The sequence below is a fragment of the Sorangium sp. So ce836 genome (genome assembly GCF_028553905.1).
GTDB classification, from domain to species: domain Bacteria; phylum Myxococcota_A; class Polyangia; order Polyangiales; family Polyangiaceae; genus Sorangium; species Sorangium cellulosum_D.
The window spans coordinates 3,816,456-3,831,295 of the sequence record NZ_CP102233.1 but is presented as its reverse complement, the minus strand read 5'-3'; the positions used below and the strand labels follow the sequence as shown (position 1 = coordinate 3,831,295).

Annotated in this window: 10 protein-coding genes; 7 read left to right on the top strand and 3 right to left on the bottom strand. The window is 72.8% G+C overall.

The window, feature by feature from the left end; all coding sequences use genetic code 11:
• Positions 1 to 8 precede the first annotated feature (8 nt).
• A complete protein-coding gene (locus NQZ70_RS14235) occupies positions 9 to 3,332 on the bottom strand; it encodes a PQQ-dependent sugar dehydrogenase (RefSeq protein ID WP_237245300.1) in 3,324 nt (1,107 codons plus the stop codon).
• Between the two features lie 317 nt (positions 3,333 to 3,649).
• Between NQZ70_RS14235 and NQZ70_RS14230 the strand changes: the two genes are divergently transcribed.
• The 4 genes from NQZ70_RS14230 to NQZ70_RS14215 all read left to right on the top strand — a co-directional run bounded on the left by NQZ70_RS14230 (position 3,650) and on the right by NQZ70_RS14215 (position 8,926).
• Positions 3,650 to 4,174: a hypothetical protein gene (locus NQZ70_RS14230; RefSeq protein ID WP_129574686.1), complete on the top strand. Its 525-nt coding sequence runs from the start codon at positions 3,650 to 3,652 to the stop codon at positions 4,172 to 4,174.
• The gene (locus NQZ70_RS14225) at positions 4,155 to 4,532 is read left to right on the top strand and encodes a hypothetical protein (RefSeq protein WP_129574685.1); all 378 of its coding nucleotides are present in this window, start codon (positions 4,155 to 4,157) and stop codon (positions 4,530 to 4,532) included. Before NQZ70_RS14230 ends, NQZ70_RS14225 begins: the two co-directional genes overlap by 20 nt.
• A gap of 17 nt (positions 4,533 to 4,549) precedes the next feature.
• Positions 4,550 to 7,024 (top strand): SpoIIE family protein phosphatase, encoded by a 2,475-nt coding sequence (locus NQZ70_RS14220; protein ID WP_129581346.1) that lies wholly within the window; start codon positions 4,550 to 4,552, stop codon positions 7,022 to 7,024.
• Between the two features lie 336 nt (positions 7,025 to 7,360).
• On the top strand, positions 7,361 to 8,926 hold the full coding sequence (locus NQZ70_RS14215; protein WP_129574684.1) for a 4-hydroxyphenylacetate 3-hydroxylase N-terminal domain-containing protein: 1,566 nt from the start codon (positions 7,361 to 7,363) through the stop codon (positions 8,924 to 8,926).
• Here the strand turns inward: NQZ70_RS14215 and NQZ70_RS14210 are convergent, their stop codons facing one another.
• Complete coding sequence (locus NQZ70_RS14210; RefSeq protein WP_129574683.1) at positions 8,927 to 9,574, bottom strand: hypothetical protein; 648 nt, start codon at positions 9,572 to 9,574, stop codon at positions 8,927 to 8,929.
• Positions 9,575 to 9,604: 30 nt separating this feature from the next.
• The gene (locus NQZ70_RS14205) at positions 9,605 to 11,803 is read right to left on the bottom strand and encodes a protein kinase domain-containing protein (RefSeq protein WP_165373958.1); all 2,199 of its coding nucleotides are present in this window, start codon (positions 11,801 to 11,803) and stop codon (positions 9,605 to 9,607) included.
• Between the two features lie 146 nt (positions 11,804 to 11,949).
• Here NQZ70_RS14205 and NQZ70_RS14200 point away from each other — a divergent pair, with 146 nt between their 5' ends.
• The 3 genes from NQZ70_RS14200 (at position 11,950) to NQZ70_RS14190 (ending at position 14,773) form a co-directional block, all read left to right on the top strand.
• A complete protein-coding gene (locus NQZ70_RS14200) occupies positions 11,950 to 12,885 on the top strand; it encodes an SIMPL domain-containing protein (RefSeq protein WP_129574681.1) in 936 nt (311 codons plus the stop codon).
• Between the two features lie 369 nt (positions 12,886 to 13,254).
• A complete protein-coding gene (locus tag NQZ70_RS14195; protein ID WP_237245299.1) occupies positions 13,255 to 13,809 on the top strand; it encodes a hypothetical protein in 555 nt (184 codons plus the stop codon).
• A gap of 58 nt (positions 13,810 to 13,867) precedes the next feature.
• Positions 13,868 to 14,773, top strand: a complete 906-nt coding sequence (locus NQZ70_RS14190; RefSeq protein ID WP_237245298.1) for a tRNA1(Val) (adenine(37)-N6)-methyltransferase — start codon at positions 13,868 to 13,870, stop codon at positions 14,771 to 14,773.
• Positions 14,774 to 14,840: the final 67 nt, after the last annotated feature.

The following is a 14,840-nucleotide window of genomic DNA, read 5'->3' as shown; positions in this document are numbered from 1 at the left end:
TCGCGGGCTCACCTCGGATCGATGCGGAACACCTCCCCGGTGATCATCACCACGTACAGCTCGCCGGCGGCGTCCTCGCCGAACGAGGCCGCCGGCAGGCTCGACGCGAGGTCGCCCGTGATCTCCACGTGATCCCGCACGGCGCTGCCGTCCCACCGCAGCGTCCAGAAGCGGTGAGTCCCATAGTCGCCGTAAACGTACCTCCCCTGGAGGCACGGGATCGCCGAGCCGCGGTAGACGTAGCCGCCCGTGATCGAGCCGCCCTCCCCGCTCGAGTGGCTGTGCTCCACGGCGGGCGCCACGCCGACGCGGGAGCACCCGGAAGAGACGCAGTGATCGCCCTCCATCGTCGGCCAGCCGTAGTTGCGCCGCCCGGTGCGGGCGGGCTCGATGTTGAGCTCCTCCCAGGCGTTCTGCCCCACGTCGGCGATGTAGAGGTCTCCCGTGCGCCGGTCGAAGCTGAAGCGCCACGGATTGCGCAGGCCGTAATCCCACACGAGCGGGTTCACGCCTGCGCCGGTGAGATTGCCGGACGGCCCGAGCCCGGTATTCACGTCGATCCGCAGGATCTTGCCGAGGGGCGACGAGAGGTCCTTGGCCGGAGAGGTCGAGTACGGCGTCACGGCCGAATCGCCGACCGACGCGTAGAGATGGCCGTCGGGCCCGAACGCGAGCGTGCCGCCCGCGTGGTTCCAGCCGCCGTGCTTCGTGTCGAGGAGCGTCCGGACAGGCACGCTCCCGGCCGAGGTGTCGGCGACATCGGGGTTCGCGGCGGAGCGGCGGAACTCGGCGATCGTGACGTTGCCCCTGGGAGCCGCGGTGTAGAAGAGCCAGAACCTGCCGTTCGTCGCGTAGCTCGGGTGGAACGCCATCCCGAGCAGCCCGCCTTCGGCGGTCGGGCTGGGCGTGCACACGAGCGGATGTGCGCTCGCCGGGCGCGACGGCGGGCACGAGGTCCCGCCCCGGATGTCGAGGAACGGCGCGGCCAGGAGGACACCGTTCTTGATGAGGCGCACGACACCATCCTTTTCGAGGACGAACATCCTCGAGGTGTCGCCCGGCGGGCTCGTGAGGAAGAGCGGCGCTTCCAGGCCCGACGCGACCTGCGTGAGCTTCAGCCGCGGCACCCCTGCGCACGCGGCGCCGGAGCCGCCGCTGCCGCTGCTCGCGCCGGTGCTCCCGCCCGCGCCGGTGCCGGCGCTCCCGCCGCCCGCGCCGGAGGTCGCGCCGCCGGCGCTCGCGCTGCCGTTGGCCGCGCTGCTGGCGCTCGCGCTGCTGGCGCTCGCGCTGCTGCCGCTCGCGCTGCTGCCGCTCGCGCTGCTGGCGCTCGCGCTGCTGCCGCTCGCGCTGCTGGCGCTCGCGCTGCTGCCGCTCGCGCTGCTGGCGCTCGCGCTGCTGCCGCTCGCGCTGCTGGCGCTCGCGCTGCTGCCGCTCGCGCTGCTGCCGCCGCTCGCCGTCGCGGCCGGCGGCCGCACGTCCTCGATCCAGGCGCGGACCGCCGCGAGGCCCGCCGCGTCGGCGACCTCCGAGCCGATCGGCGGCATCTGCGCCCTGGAGCCGCGGTGCGCCATCCGGCGCACCACCGCGCTCGACTCGGGGTCTCCCGCCGTGATCCGGTGGACCACGCCGGTCTCCCAGAAGCTGGGCCTCACGCCCACGCCCGTCGTGTACGTGTCGGTGCGCTCCACCGTGGTGTCCGCCGCGAGCAGGCGAGTCCGCAGGGTCGCGACGCCGGTGTCGTTGTGGCAATTGCCGCAGTTCGCGTGGAGATAGCCGAGCGCCGCGGCCGCCGTGGCGTCGCCCGGCGGGCGGAACCCGCCCGGCATCGGGACGGTGAGCCACCCGGCGTTGCTCAGCGACCGGATCGTCTCGCCCGGCCCCGCATGGCTCAGCTGCAGCGCGCTGAAGCCGAGGACGCGCTCCGGGAGCTTGCCGTGGCACTCCCAGCAGTCCGCGGTCCGCGGGATATCGTGCTTGGTCCCGCGCGCGTCCTCGACGCCGTCCTCGACCAGGAACGCGTCGCTCCCCGACGGATCCCACGCATAGGCGGCGAACACCCAGTCGTCGATCCCCGGCCCGAACCGGTGGATGAGCCGCGTCTCCACGGCCACGCCCTCGGCGCGGAACTCCTTCCAGAACCGCGTCCCCACCGGCAGCGACCAGTGATCCATGTCGCTCGTGTCGATCGTCGAGCAGCGCGGCAGGTACACGAAGCGCCGCTTGGCCGCCCCGTCCGACCAGAGCTCGTACGCAGGGCGGAACTCGAGCGTGTTCGCGGCGCGCGACCGGGTCGCGATGTCGGCGTAGAGCCCCGTCTCGGAGAGCCGATCGGGCGGCACCGGATCCGGCGGGAGCGCGGCCGGGTCCGCGCAGGGATCGCCCGCCGAGCTCGACGCGCCGGTCGAGCTCGACGTCGCGGCGCTCGACGCGGCGGTGCTCGCGGCGCCCGTCGTCGCGCCCGTGCAGGGCGCGCAGTGCGGCCCGCCGCAGTCGATGCCCGCCTCGAGGCCGTTCATCACGCCGTCCGCGCAGGTCACGTAACAGACGTCGAGCCGGGGGCGCTCCTCCGCGCGGTCGATCTCGCTGCTCCTCAGGTTGGTGGAGCGCCCCGGCGCCTCGTCGAGGAGCACGCCGTGGTTCGGCGCGGTCCCGAGCACCCACGCCTGGACGAGCGACGACACGTCCGCCGCGCGGGCGCCCACGCCCGCCTCGGCCGCGATCGTCGCCGCGCTCTCCCGCTCGAAGCCGCCGTCGCCGAGGCTCCGCCACGCGACGGTGCGCTCCTCCCACGGGATCATGACGCGATGTACGCCGATCGCGCTGCTATCGACCTTGTACGTCTGATGAACGATCATCGAGGCAGAGACGACCGTCGCGCCCGTGGGCACGGGAGAGAGGTCGAACTGCACGACGGACCGGCGGCGGCCGGCGCTCCCGGCGGATCCTGTCGAGAGGTTCGGAGAGGCCGAGTCGCTCCACGCCGGAGCGTTTTGCCACAGTGTCGCATCTCTCACCGTGCCTGGCCTTCCACGCTGGTCCGGCCTTCCACGCTGGATCGACACGCACACCCTGGCTTCGCTCGAGAGCGCCGCGCGCGCCGCCCCGAGCGCGGGCGGATCGCCGAGATCGCCCTCCCCCACGTCGTCGACGCCGCCGGTTCCATGCGCGATGTCGCGCTCCGCGCCGGGCCCGGTGCTACAATTGACGGTCGCGGCGGCGGCGCCGGCGAGGGCGCCGCGCATCACGAGAGAGCAGACGCGCGATCTCGCCGCCCCGCGGCGAGATCGGCAGTCGGATCGCCCGGGCAGCCCGGGCGCGAGGGGTCGTTTCATACAGCAAGAACCTCCTTGTGGGGTTGCCCGACGGGATCTCTCCCGCAGGTGACGGCGGTTGTGCGCGAGGCTCGGTGGCCCGACCGGATCCACGGACACACCTCACCATCGGTGGGCGCCGAGATCGAATCAACGAGCGTGCCACTCGGCTCGGCTCGGCTCGGCTCGGCTCGTCTTGGCCAGGCGCCGCGCAGCGCCGCGCCGCGCAGCGCACCGCATCGCACCCCGTGGGGCGCGGTGCTCGCCGGCCTGCGAGGCACATCACACCCCGCGGACGCGGTTGGATTCCGCGCGAGGGCCGCGTAGAATTACAGATTGTGTCATCCTCCGAACCAACGCAGAGCGCTTCGCTATTCCTCTGCATCACCTTCTTTCCGAGCGAGCGCCTGGCGACGGCGGTGCTGCGGCTGGTGTCCAGCTTCTGCGGCGCGGTGCTGGACGACGCGAACGTGAGCTCGCGGTTCTACATGGCCGCGCACGAGCTCGCCGAGAACATCACCAAATATTCCACCGGCCCTCGCGTCAGCCTCGAGCTCGCGCTGGAGGAGGACGAACGATCGCACATCATGAAGATCCGCGCGCGCAACGAGGCTTCCCCGGAGCGCCTGCGGGAGGTCGAGAAGCGCCTGCTCGACCTGAAGACCGCCAGCGACCCGCTGAAGCACTACGACGAGCTCATCACGGAGACAGCGATGGTCGAGGGCGTCTCCGGCCTGGGCCTCGCGCGCGTCCGCGCCGAGGGGGGGCTCGACGTCGACTACAAGATCGAGGGCAACGAGCTCACGATCATCGCGCACGCGCCGCTCGAGCGGTGGAGGCCCCATGAGCAGCTTAAGGGTTGAGCCCGTCGTCACCGAGAGCTTCGGCATCGAGCCGACGCTCGCCGGCGATCGGCTCAGCATCAAGCTCATGGGGACGGGCGACATGGCGGCGGCCGGGCCGCTCGCCAGCTATTGCAGCGAGGTCCACCACGAGGTGAAGCGCCTCTCGCTGACCACCGTCGAGTTCGACATACGCGCCTTGTACTTCCTGAACTCGAGCTGCCTGAAGGCGTTCATCGCGTTCATCTGCGGCATCTCCGCCCAGGGGCTCGGGTGCGAGATCAAGTTCCTCACGGACGCGAGGCTCGGGTGGCAGCGGCGCAGCCTGGCGGCCCTCCAGCGCATGTCCCCGAGCCTCGTGTCCATCGACGAGAAGTGAGCCGGGAGCGACACCGGATGCCGGCGAAGCGGCCCACGATCGCCCTCCTGACCGACTATCTCTGCGGCGAGTACCAGTCGGAGGCGCGCTTCGGGGTCGAGCGCGCCGCCGAGGCGCACGACGTCAACCTCGTCATCGCCTTCGAGGAGACGCGCGCCCGCCGGGGCTACTCCCTCCTGGACGCCCGGGGCAGCATCTACTCGTTCGTCGGCGCGGCGACCGTCGACGGGGCGGTGATCATGTCGTCGGCGCTCACGAACCCCCTCGGCGCCGACGGTATGCACGAGTTCTGCCGATCGTACGCGCCCCTGCCCGTCTGCAGTGTCGGGGTCGCGCTGGAGGGCATCCCGAGCGTCGTCGTCGACAACGCGCTCGGGGGAGAGGTGGCGGTCGCGCACGTGGTCGACGACCACGCGCGCCAGCGCGTCGCGTACATCAGCGGGCCGCCCGGCAACGCGGAGGCGATGCTGCGCGCCCGGGCGTACCGGAGGGCCCTCGAGGCGCGCGCGCTCCCCTACGACGAGCGCCTCCTCGTGGTCGGCGATTTCCTGATCGACGGCGGTCGCCGCGCGATGCGCGAGCTCCTCGCGCGCGGGGTCCGCTTCGACGCGGTCATCGCCGGCAACGACAACATGGCCCTCGGCGCGATGGACACGCTGAAGGCGCACGGCATCGGCGTCCCCGGCGACGTCCTCGTGTGCGGGTTCGACGACGTCGCCGTGTCGCGCGTCGCGCGGCCGTCCCTGACGACCATCCGCCAGCCGATCAAGGAGCTCGGGGCGCTCGCGGTCGAGACGGTCCTGCGCCAGCTCGCCGGCGAGCGGGTGCCGGAGTGCAGCCTCCTCCCGGTCGAGCTCACGCGGCGCGAGTCGTGCGGCTGCGGCTACTACGCCGCCCTCCCGCGCGCGTCCGCCGAGGCGCCCTCGCGCCGCGCGCCGCGCTCCATCGCCGAGCAGCGGGAGGACCTCACGCGCGCGCTCGAGCGGGCGGTGACCGCCTCGGCCCCGTCGCTCAGGGACTGGCCCCGCGAGCTGCTCTCGGCGCTCGAGGAGGAGCTCGCCGGGCAGGAGGGCCGCTTCCTGCGGGCGCTCCAGGACCTCCTCGACGCAGCGGGGCGCGAGGGCGTCGCGCTCGATCAGCTCCAGGGCGCGATCACGCTGCTCCGCGCGCGGGTCCGCCGGGCGCCCGCCGGCGTCGCCGAGGAGGACCTCGAGCGGCTCTGGCACACCGCGCGCGTCCTGATCGGCCACGCCTCCGTGCGCGCCGAGGGCGAAAAGCGGCTGCGCCTGGAGCGAGCCTCGATCGACCTGAGCTGGACCGGCATGAGCTTCTCGACCAGCCTGAGCATGCCCACGCTCCGCCGCACGCTCGCCGCGGAGCTGCCCAGGCTCGACCTCAGGCACGTCGCCGTCTCGCTCTACGACGACCCGCAGCGCGCCACCTTGCGGTCGCTCTTCCTGATGGAGAACAGCCGCGAGGTGGAGCCGCCGCCCGCGAGCTTCGCGTCCTCGAGCCTCGCGCCGCCCGGGTTCCTGAGCTCCGCCGAGCGATGGAGCGTCATCGCGATGCCGATCACGTTCGGCGAGGCGGAGCACTTCGGCATCGCGCTCGTCAACAGCGGCGCGAACGAGATCGTCTACGACGCCGTGCGCCTCCAGATCGGCTCGGCGATGAAGGCGGTCATGATGCACCGCGAGATCGTCCGGCAGGTGGAGATCCGCGAGCGGCTGGAGCAGGAGCGGGTCCGCCAGGAGGGCGTCGTCGCGGAGCACATCCAGACCACGCTCGTCCCACCGCGGCTGCACGTCGAGGGGCTCGAGCTCTGCGCGGCGATGAGGCCGGCCGCCGAGGTCGGCGGCGACTACTACGACGTGATCGCGACGCCGGAGGGCGGGTGGCTCGGCATCGGCGACGTCGCGGGGCACGGGCTCGCGGCGGGCCTCATCATGCTGATGATCCAGAGCATGGTCGCGTGCATGGCGCGCAAGGACCCGACCGCCAGCCCGGGCGAGCTCATCTCCGCGCTCAACCGGGCGATCCACGAGAACATCCGGGATCGCTTGAAGCGCGACGAGCACGCGACCCTGCTCCTGCTCCGCTACGAGCGCGGCGGGCGGGTGACGTTCGCCGGCGCGCACGACGACATCGTCGTGTGCCGCGCGGGCACGCGGCGCTGCGAGTGCGTCGCGAGCTCCGGCGTGTGGATCGGCGTCCTGCCGTCGATCGACGCGATGACCCGGGACGCCGAGCTCCTCCTCGAGGACGGCGACCTCCTCGTGCTCTACAGCGACGGGGTGACGGAGGCGCGGAACGCGCAGCAGGAGCAGTTCGGCCTGGAGCGGCTCTGCGCCGCCGTCGAGGCCTCCCAGGACGCGCCCGTCGACGTCATCCGCGACCGCCTCCTGAGGGACGTCGAGAGCTGGTGCGCGAGCCCGGACGACGACATCACGCTCCTCGTGGCGCGGCACCGCGCGCCCCCGGGCGCCGCCTAGGGCACCGAACAGGCAGAAAGCCAGCTAAATTCAACAGGTTCCGGCACCCGCCGGCTCCGCCGAGGAGCACGCTGGAAGAGCACGGCACGCGCGAGCGGAGAGACCGCAAGGGCGCAAGGGACGCAATGAGATAGAATTGTATTCTTCTCTTCCCCTTGCATCCCTTGCGTCCCTTGCGGTCCTCTTCGAGTCGACGGCCGCCGCCGGATGTGGTGGAATTCGCCGTATTCCCTTGAGCAGCCCGCGCCGGTGCCGGGCGCCGGGCCGCCGCGGTGGACCGCGCTCGGCGCGGCGAGACGGCGACGGGGCGGCCCAACCACCGAAAGAGGTACCCTCATGAGCCGCGCTTCCTTCGCGAAGCCCCGGATGCCGATGACCGGGGAGGAGTTCCTGGCGAGCCTGCGCGACGAGCGCGAGGTCTGGGTCTACGGTGAGCGCGTCCGCGACGTCACCGCGCACCCGGCGTTTCGCAACGTCGCGCGCATGCTGGCCCGGCTCTATGACGCCTTGCACGACCCGGACACACAACCGGTCCTGACGGCGCCGACGGACACCGGTTCAGGCGGGTGTACGCACAAGTTCTTCCGCTCGCCGAGGAGCGTGGAAGATCTGCGGGGAGCGCGGGACGCCATCGCCACGTGGGCACGCATGTCCTATGGATGGCTCGGACGTAGCCCAGACTACAAATCGAGCTTCCTCGCCACGCTCGACTCCAACGCCGAGTTCTATGCTCCCTACGAGGCGAACGCGCGGCGCTGGTACCGGGAAGCCCAGGAGCAGGTCCTCTTCTTCAACCATGCCATCGTGAACCCGCCCATCAACCGCGGGCTGCCCCCCCACGAGTCGCGCGACGTCTTCGTCCACGTCCAGAAGGAGACCGATCGCGGGATCGTCGTGAGCGGCGCCAAGGTGGTGGCGACGGGCTCCGCCCTCACCAACTACACGTTCATCAGCCAGTACGCGACGCTGCCCATCCAGGACGAGGCGCTCGCCCTGGCCTTCATCGTGCCGACGGGCGCCCGCGGGGTGAAGCTGCTCTGTCGGCCCTCGTACGCGATGACGGCCGGCGTCATGGGGAGCCCGTTCGATTACCCGCTCTCCAGCCGCTTCGACGAGAACGACGCGATCCTGGTGCTCGAGGACGTCCTCGTGCCCTGGGAGGACGTCCTCATCTACCGCGACATCGAGCGGGCGCAGCAGTTCCTGCCGCGCTCGGGCTTCGCCCCGCGCGCCTTCTTCCATGGGTGCGTCCGCCTCTCGGTGAAGCTGGAGTTCATCGCCGGGCTCCTGCTCCGGGGCGTCGAGGTCATGGGCAACAAGGACTTTCGCGGCGTCCAGGCGGAGGTGGGCGAGGTCATGGCCTGGCGCAACGTTTTCTCGGGCCTGGCCGACGCCATGGTCCACGCCCCGACGCCGTGGAAGGACGGCACGGTGCTGCCCAACGCGGAGTACGCGATGACCTACCGGGCCCTCGCTCCCTCGATCTACCCGCGGATCAAGGGGATCCTCGAGAAGGTCCTGGCCAGCTCCCTCGTGTACGTGCCGTCGCACGCGATCGACTTCGAGGTCCCCGAGCTCCGCCGGCACCTCGACCGGATCGCCCGCGGCTCGGACGGCAGCTCCGCGCTGGAGCGCGCCAAGCTGATGAAGCTGACGTGGGACGCCGTGGGCACCGAGTTCGGCGGGCGGCACGAGCTCTACGAGCGGAGCTACGGCGGCAACGAGGAGAACTGCCTGGTGGAGCTGCTGCACACCGCCGCCGCCGCCGGCGCCGCGGAGCGGTGCAAGGAGCTCGTGGCCCGGTGCATGGCCGACTACGACGAGAAGGGGTGGACCGCGCCGGACCTGATCGACGCGAAGGACATCAGCCTCTTCGGCGGCCGCGCCGGAGCGCCGCGGTGATCACCGGGGCGCGGGGCCCGGCCGCGCGGCCGCCCGCGCCTCCGAGAGGGCGCGGTGCACCGCGGCGACGAACGCCGGCGGGAAGAGCTCGGGGTCGGTGAACCACGACGCCACGCTGGCGACCGCGCTCCGGGCGCCGGAGCGCTCGTCCGCGACCGCCCCGGCGAGCAGCCACCCGGTGCCGAGCGCGAGCCGCGTCGGCGGCAGCCCCGCCTCGCGCGCGAACGACCGGGAGACGGCGCGGCAGACCTCGTCGGGCAGGTGCGCGCGCCGGACCTCGCGCAGCAGCTCGGCCGCCTCCAGGAGGCGCTCGTAGGACGCGGCGCGCCGGGGGATCGCGCGGCAGAGCGTGCGGTGGAGGACCCGGAGGTGCCGCTCCAGGAGCACGCTCGGCATGCCGCGGTTGGAGAGCAGGCCCGCGAGCCAGCGGATCTGGCGCTCCACGACCGGGCGCGTGTGGGTCGCGAGCGTGACGAGGAACGCGCTGTCGCTCCCGGTGAAGCGCCGCCCCCGCTCGCCGTAGCGAAACCCGTAGTACGGCGAATCGCCGAGGGAGAGCTCGCCCGCGCGCAGCGCCGCGGCGACCTCGCGCGGGTCGTCGGGGACCGGGGTCGAGCCTGCCTCGGGGTTGAGCGGGTGGCCTGGCATCGGAGCGGAGCGCGGCGCGCGGGCGGGTCGTCAGCCGGTGACGCGCCCCTCGATGATACCGCCGTCCGCCGTGATGGCGACGACCACCTCCGAGTCGACGAACAGCGACACCACCGGGCCGACCCAGGCGTCGTTCTCCCAGACGCACTCCCACGTCCCCGCCATCGGCGGGATGCCGCCGCGCCGCACCCAGATGCGGCCCGCGCTGCCCGCCCAGGCGCGGCCCTCCGCGTCGATCGTCGCGGCCGACAGGGCGCGGCGCGGCTCGATGTGCTCCGTGAAGACGCTCTGCCCGTACCGCCAGACGACGCTCCCGTCCGCGCCGACCGCGATGCCCACGCCGAGATCGGGCCGCCCGGCGCAGGCGACGAACGCCCGCGCCGGCGGCGCGGGGATGCGCTCCATGTGCCAGTCGAGCGGCGCGTAGAGCGCGACCAGCCCCTCGCCCGCGGTCGACCGGCCGACGAGCAGCCACCGCTCGTCCTCGACGCGCGCGACCGCGGCGAGGAGCGCGACCCCCTCGGCCGGCATCGGCCGCAGCCAGCGCTTGGCGATGAAGGCGTGCAGGAGCGGCCGCGGATCGTTCGGCGTCGTCGAGACGAGGATGCCCATGTCCTCGAGGTCGCCGCTCAGCGCGACGTGGCTCTGCGGCTCGCCCGGCAGCTGGAAGACGCCCGTGACGCCGCCCGTCGTGTACACCGCCAGCGTCGAGCCGTCGCCACCGAGCAGCCAGCGGCCGGGGCCGATCCGGTGCACGAAGCGCACGCCCTGCGGGCTCGGGAGCCCGCCGGACGACGCCTCGCTCCAGCTCGTGCCGTTCCAGAAGAGCAGCCCGCCCGTCGCCGCCGCGAGGCACCGGCCGTAGCCGTCCCAGGCCACGCTCCGGATGACCGACTCGAGGCTCGGGTGGTGGAGCACGCTCCACGTCCAGCGCTCGATGATGATCGACGGCCGAGGCGGCGGCGCCTCCCGGCTGAGGCGCGGCGGCGCGCTGATGAGCTCGGCCTCGATCGCGCGATCCGGGCTCGGGCGATCGACGGCGCGATCGGCGGCGGGCGCGGCGGCGGCCTTCGGCTGGCGCGGCGAGAGCAGCGTCTGGCCGAGCTCCCCCTTGAGCTGCACCGGCGCCTTCACGTGCGTCGACGGGATGGTCATGGGCGCCATCTCGTCGTGGGCGCGCGTGCGCTGCTCGCCCGCGCTCGCCACGATGCGCTGCTCGAGCGCGGAGACCGGCGAGGCGGGGCGGAGGTACGGCGAGAGCATCGCGGCCACGGCCACGGCCTCCTGGAGGCGCTCCTGCGCCTCGCCGGCGGAGGCCCAGCGGAGCGCGAAGTCGATCGACTTGCACGCCTGGTCGTTGCCGCGCAGCGCGGGGTGGAGCCACCGCGTCTCGAGGATGCTCCGGCGCGTGCGCGCCATGGCGGCCATGAGCGCCTGCGCCTGCGACTCCGCGACGATGTACTGCTCGCCCGTGAGCAGGAAGAAGATGACGGACGCGAGGTTGAAGATGTCGGTCCACGGGCCGATCGTGCTCGGATCGGCGGACAGCATCTCCGGCGGCGCGACCCCGGTGTTGCTGACGACGCCGGCCATGATCGTCTCGCGGATGCCGCGCGGCCGCGCCATGCCGAAGTCGCTGATCTTGAACAGCTCCTCGTCGCCGGAGCCGCAGCACAGGATGCTCTCCGGCGTGAGCTGCCGGTGGACGACGCCCACGTCGTGCACCGCCGACAGCCCGCTCGCGATGCACTCGATCGCGCGCGTCGCGCGCGCCGGATCGAACGCGTGGCCCGTGGCCTGGATGGTCCCCTGCACCCGCTGGCGGAGCGTCACGCCCTGAATGCCGCCGTGCACGTACTCGATCGTGATCCAGGGCAGGTCGAGCGTCTTCGTGCCGCGGCGGACCGCGAAGGTGCCGGTGTCGATGAGCCGGACCACGAAGGGGGTCGGGGGGACCTGCTCGTTGAGGCGGCCGAGGGACACCGCCTCCTTCTTCACGATGACGGCGGCCGACGGCCCCATCTGCCTGAACAGCGACGGCCTCAGGATCTTGACGACGACGGGGGTCTCGCCCTCGGGCGCGATGCGGACCGCGTAGTACGAGACGAACATCGTCCCGGCCCCGGCGCGCGACACGATCCGGTAGCCGATGCTTGGCGAGAGGTCGCTGGGGATCGTGGCCCCCTGCAGTCCTCCGAGGGCCTCTTCATCGCTGGGTATTGTGAGCACGTGAACGACCATAGCGCACCCGGCGCGCCGTGGAGCAACTTGACGAAGGGGGGCAATGCGGCCCGCTCCGACGTCGCCCGCGCGTCGCCCGCGCGGCCTGCCGCCGCCCCCTGTAAGGCCGCGTGGGGCTCGCGCGTTGCACGGCCATGAAGAACCAGAGCTCTCTGTCGCGCCGGCTGTGCCTCGCCGGGTTCCTGCTGTCGACCGCGCCCCTGCTCGCCGCTTGCGCGGCGCAGGCGACGCCGCCTCAGGCCGTCCATCCGGAGTCCCACACCATCACGGTCGTCGGCCAGGGCGACGTCCACGCGAAGCCCGACGTCGCCCGCGCCCAGCTGGGCATCGAGGTCCTGGCGCCCACGGTGCACGAGGCGACGAAGATGGCCGCCGCGCGCATGACCGAGATCCTCGCGGCGCTCAGGAAGCTCGGCCTCGCGGACAAGGACATCCAGACCAGTAACTACTCCATCCAGCTCATGCGGCAGGCCGACGTGCCGCCCTGGATGCTCCCCCCGCAGCCCCTCGCGGCGCCTGCAGCGGCCGCGGCGCCCGCGCCCGCCGCGGCCCCAGCGGCGCCCGCGGGGCGCGGGCCGAAGCCGACGCCGCCTCCCGCCCCGAAGCCGCCCGCGCCGCCCGATCTGGCGCCGGCCCAGCCGGCGCCTCCGGCGTACTACTATCAGGTGAGCAACACGGTGATGGTCGTCATCCGCAACCTCGATCAGGTCGGGGCGGTGCTCGACGCCGCCGTGGCCACAGGCGCGAACAACGTGTGGGGCGTCACGTTCGGCATCGACAAGACCGAGCCGCTCGAGGCGCAGGCGAGGGAGAAGGCGATCGCGGACGCGCGGGCTCGCGCCGAGGCGCTCGCCCGGCTCCAGGGCGTCTCGCTCGGCCCCGTCGTCGCGATCAGCGAGATCCTCGATTCCGGCCCGCGCGGCCCGATGCCGATGTACGCCCCCCGCGCCGCCTCCGGCGGGTTCGCGGCGGACATCGGCACCCCCGTCGCGCCCGGCGAGGTTCAGCTCGGCACGCAGGTGAAGGTCATCTACGCCCTGGAGAACGCGCCGGCGAGCCCGCGCAAGTGATCGCCCGACCCGGGCCTCCGCTCCTCGCCGGCCATCGCGCGCGCTCACCCGGCGGGCCGAGCCGCGGCGTCCGCCGCTGAGCGGCCTGCGCTTCGCCCGCCGGCAGGCCGGCGCGGCCGCGGCTCGCCGCAGCGGTCGGATTACAGCGATACCCAACCCGCGCGTCGCCGCAGCGGATAGAGTTCCAGCGTCCAGCTTCGGACCCTACACCGCTCCACCCTCACCAGCGCCACCATGACCGCTCCGCCCTGCCCTTCCATGCTCCGCGCTGCCGTCCGTGCGGCGCGCCCACGCTTCGCTCGCTTTGCTACCGCGCTCGCGCGCTCGCTCGGGGCCGCGGCGCTCGCCGCGTCGGCGACAGGCTGCCTCGTGATCTCGCCGCCGGAGTACGATCACGCCGAGAGGACGCCGCCGGTGCTCACGGCGGTCTTCCCTCCCCCGCACAGGCCCGTGCACATCGACCAGATGGACAAAATCCAGGATTTCAGCGCGACGGTGCTGTCCGAGGACAACGGCGACCCCGTGGAGGTGTACATGTACATCGATTATGGGAAGCTCACCTCGGACAAATACCCGTACCGGAGGCGCGTCCAGCAGGATTCGGTCTCGGCGGGGACCATCGCCGGCGGACAGCGCCCCCTCAGGGCCAGGTTGGACCTCAACATCGATTCTCTCCCGGACGACGCAACGACGCCGGAGCGGGAGTGTCATACGATCACCGTGATGGCGTCGCACGCCTTCAACACGAAGAAGTGCAGTTGCCCGGACGACCCGGACGATATGAGCTGGATCACCTGGCAGATCATCAACTGCGACCCGAACGAGCCGACCTGCCCCACGTCGTGTCCTGCGCTGAATTGCGAGGCCACTCAGTGCCTCTTCTGCGATGACCCCTCGATCGAGACCAAGTGCGCGAACCCCTGACCCCCCGCGGGAGGACGGCGCCAGCCCCCGACGCCGCCCGGCGTGGTACATGGGGCCGATGAACGCTCCCCCTGACGTCCTGCCCTCCCTCGCGCCGACCGGCGGGGTCGTGCGGCCCGCGCGCCGGCCGCCCGGGTGGGTCGCCCCTGGGCCGCGTCCGGTGACGCCGGAGCGGCCGGAGGTCTGGCCCGGCCCCGGCGAGGACCTCTGCTACCTCTCCGGCGATTTCCGCATCCTCCAGCGGCTCGACGGCCACCGCTGGTCGGCCGACGATTTCATGACCGCCTGTTTCGCGGCCGAGCAGGTGGCGCACGCGCCCCCGCGCCGCGCCGTGGATCTCGGGTGCGGCATCGGCACGGTGCTCCTGTTCACCGCGTGGCGCTTCCCGGACGCGCGCTGCGCGGGCGTGGAGGCGCAGGAGGTGAGCATGGCGATGGCGCGGCGATCGGTGGCGTGGAACGGCATCGACGACCGCTGCGAGGTCCGTTGGGGGGACCTGCGCGATCCCGCGGCGCTCGACGGCCTCGGGCCCGCGGACCTCGTGACGGGGACGCCGCCCTACTTGCCGGTCGGCACAGGCATCGAGTCCGATCGGGTCCAGTGCGGGCCGTGCCGCTTCGAGCACCGGGGCGGCGTGGAGGACTATTGCCTCGCGGCGGCGCGGCTGCTCGCGCCCGGCGCGCCGTTCGTGGCCTGCGCGGCGGCGCGGCAGCGGGGCCGCGTCGAGGCGGCGGCATCGGCCGCCGGGCTCGCGCTCGAGGCGTGGCGCGACGTCGTCCCGAAGGAGGGCAAGGCCGCCCTCTTCTCGATCTACGCCCTGCGCCGCGCCGGGACCGCGGCGCCGTGCCGCGACGAGCCGCCGCTCCTGCTGCGCGGCCGGAACGGGCGCTTCACGGAGGAGTTCGACGCGCTCCGCCGGACGATGGGAATCCCGGTGGTGAGACGTGACGACGTGACGACGTGACCACGTGACGGCGGGTCCGCGCACTACGGATCTCGAAGTTCTCCAGCATACGAGTCCGGGATCGGCC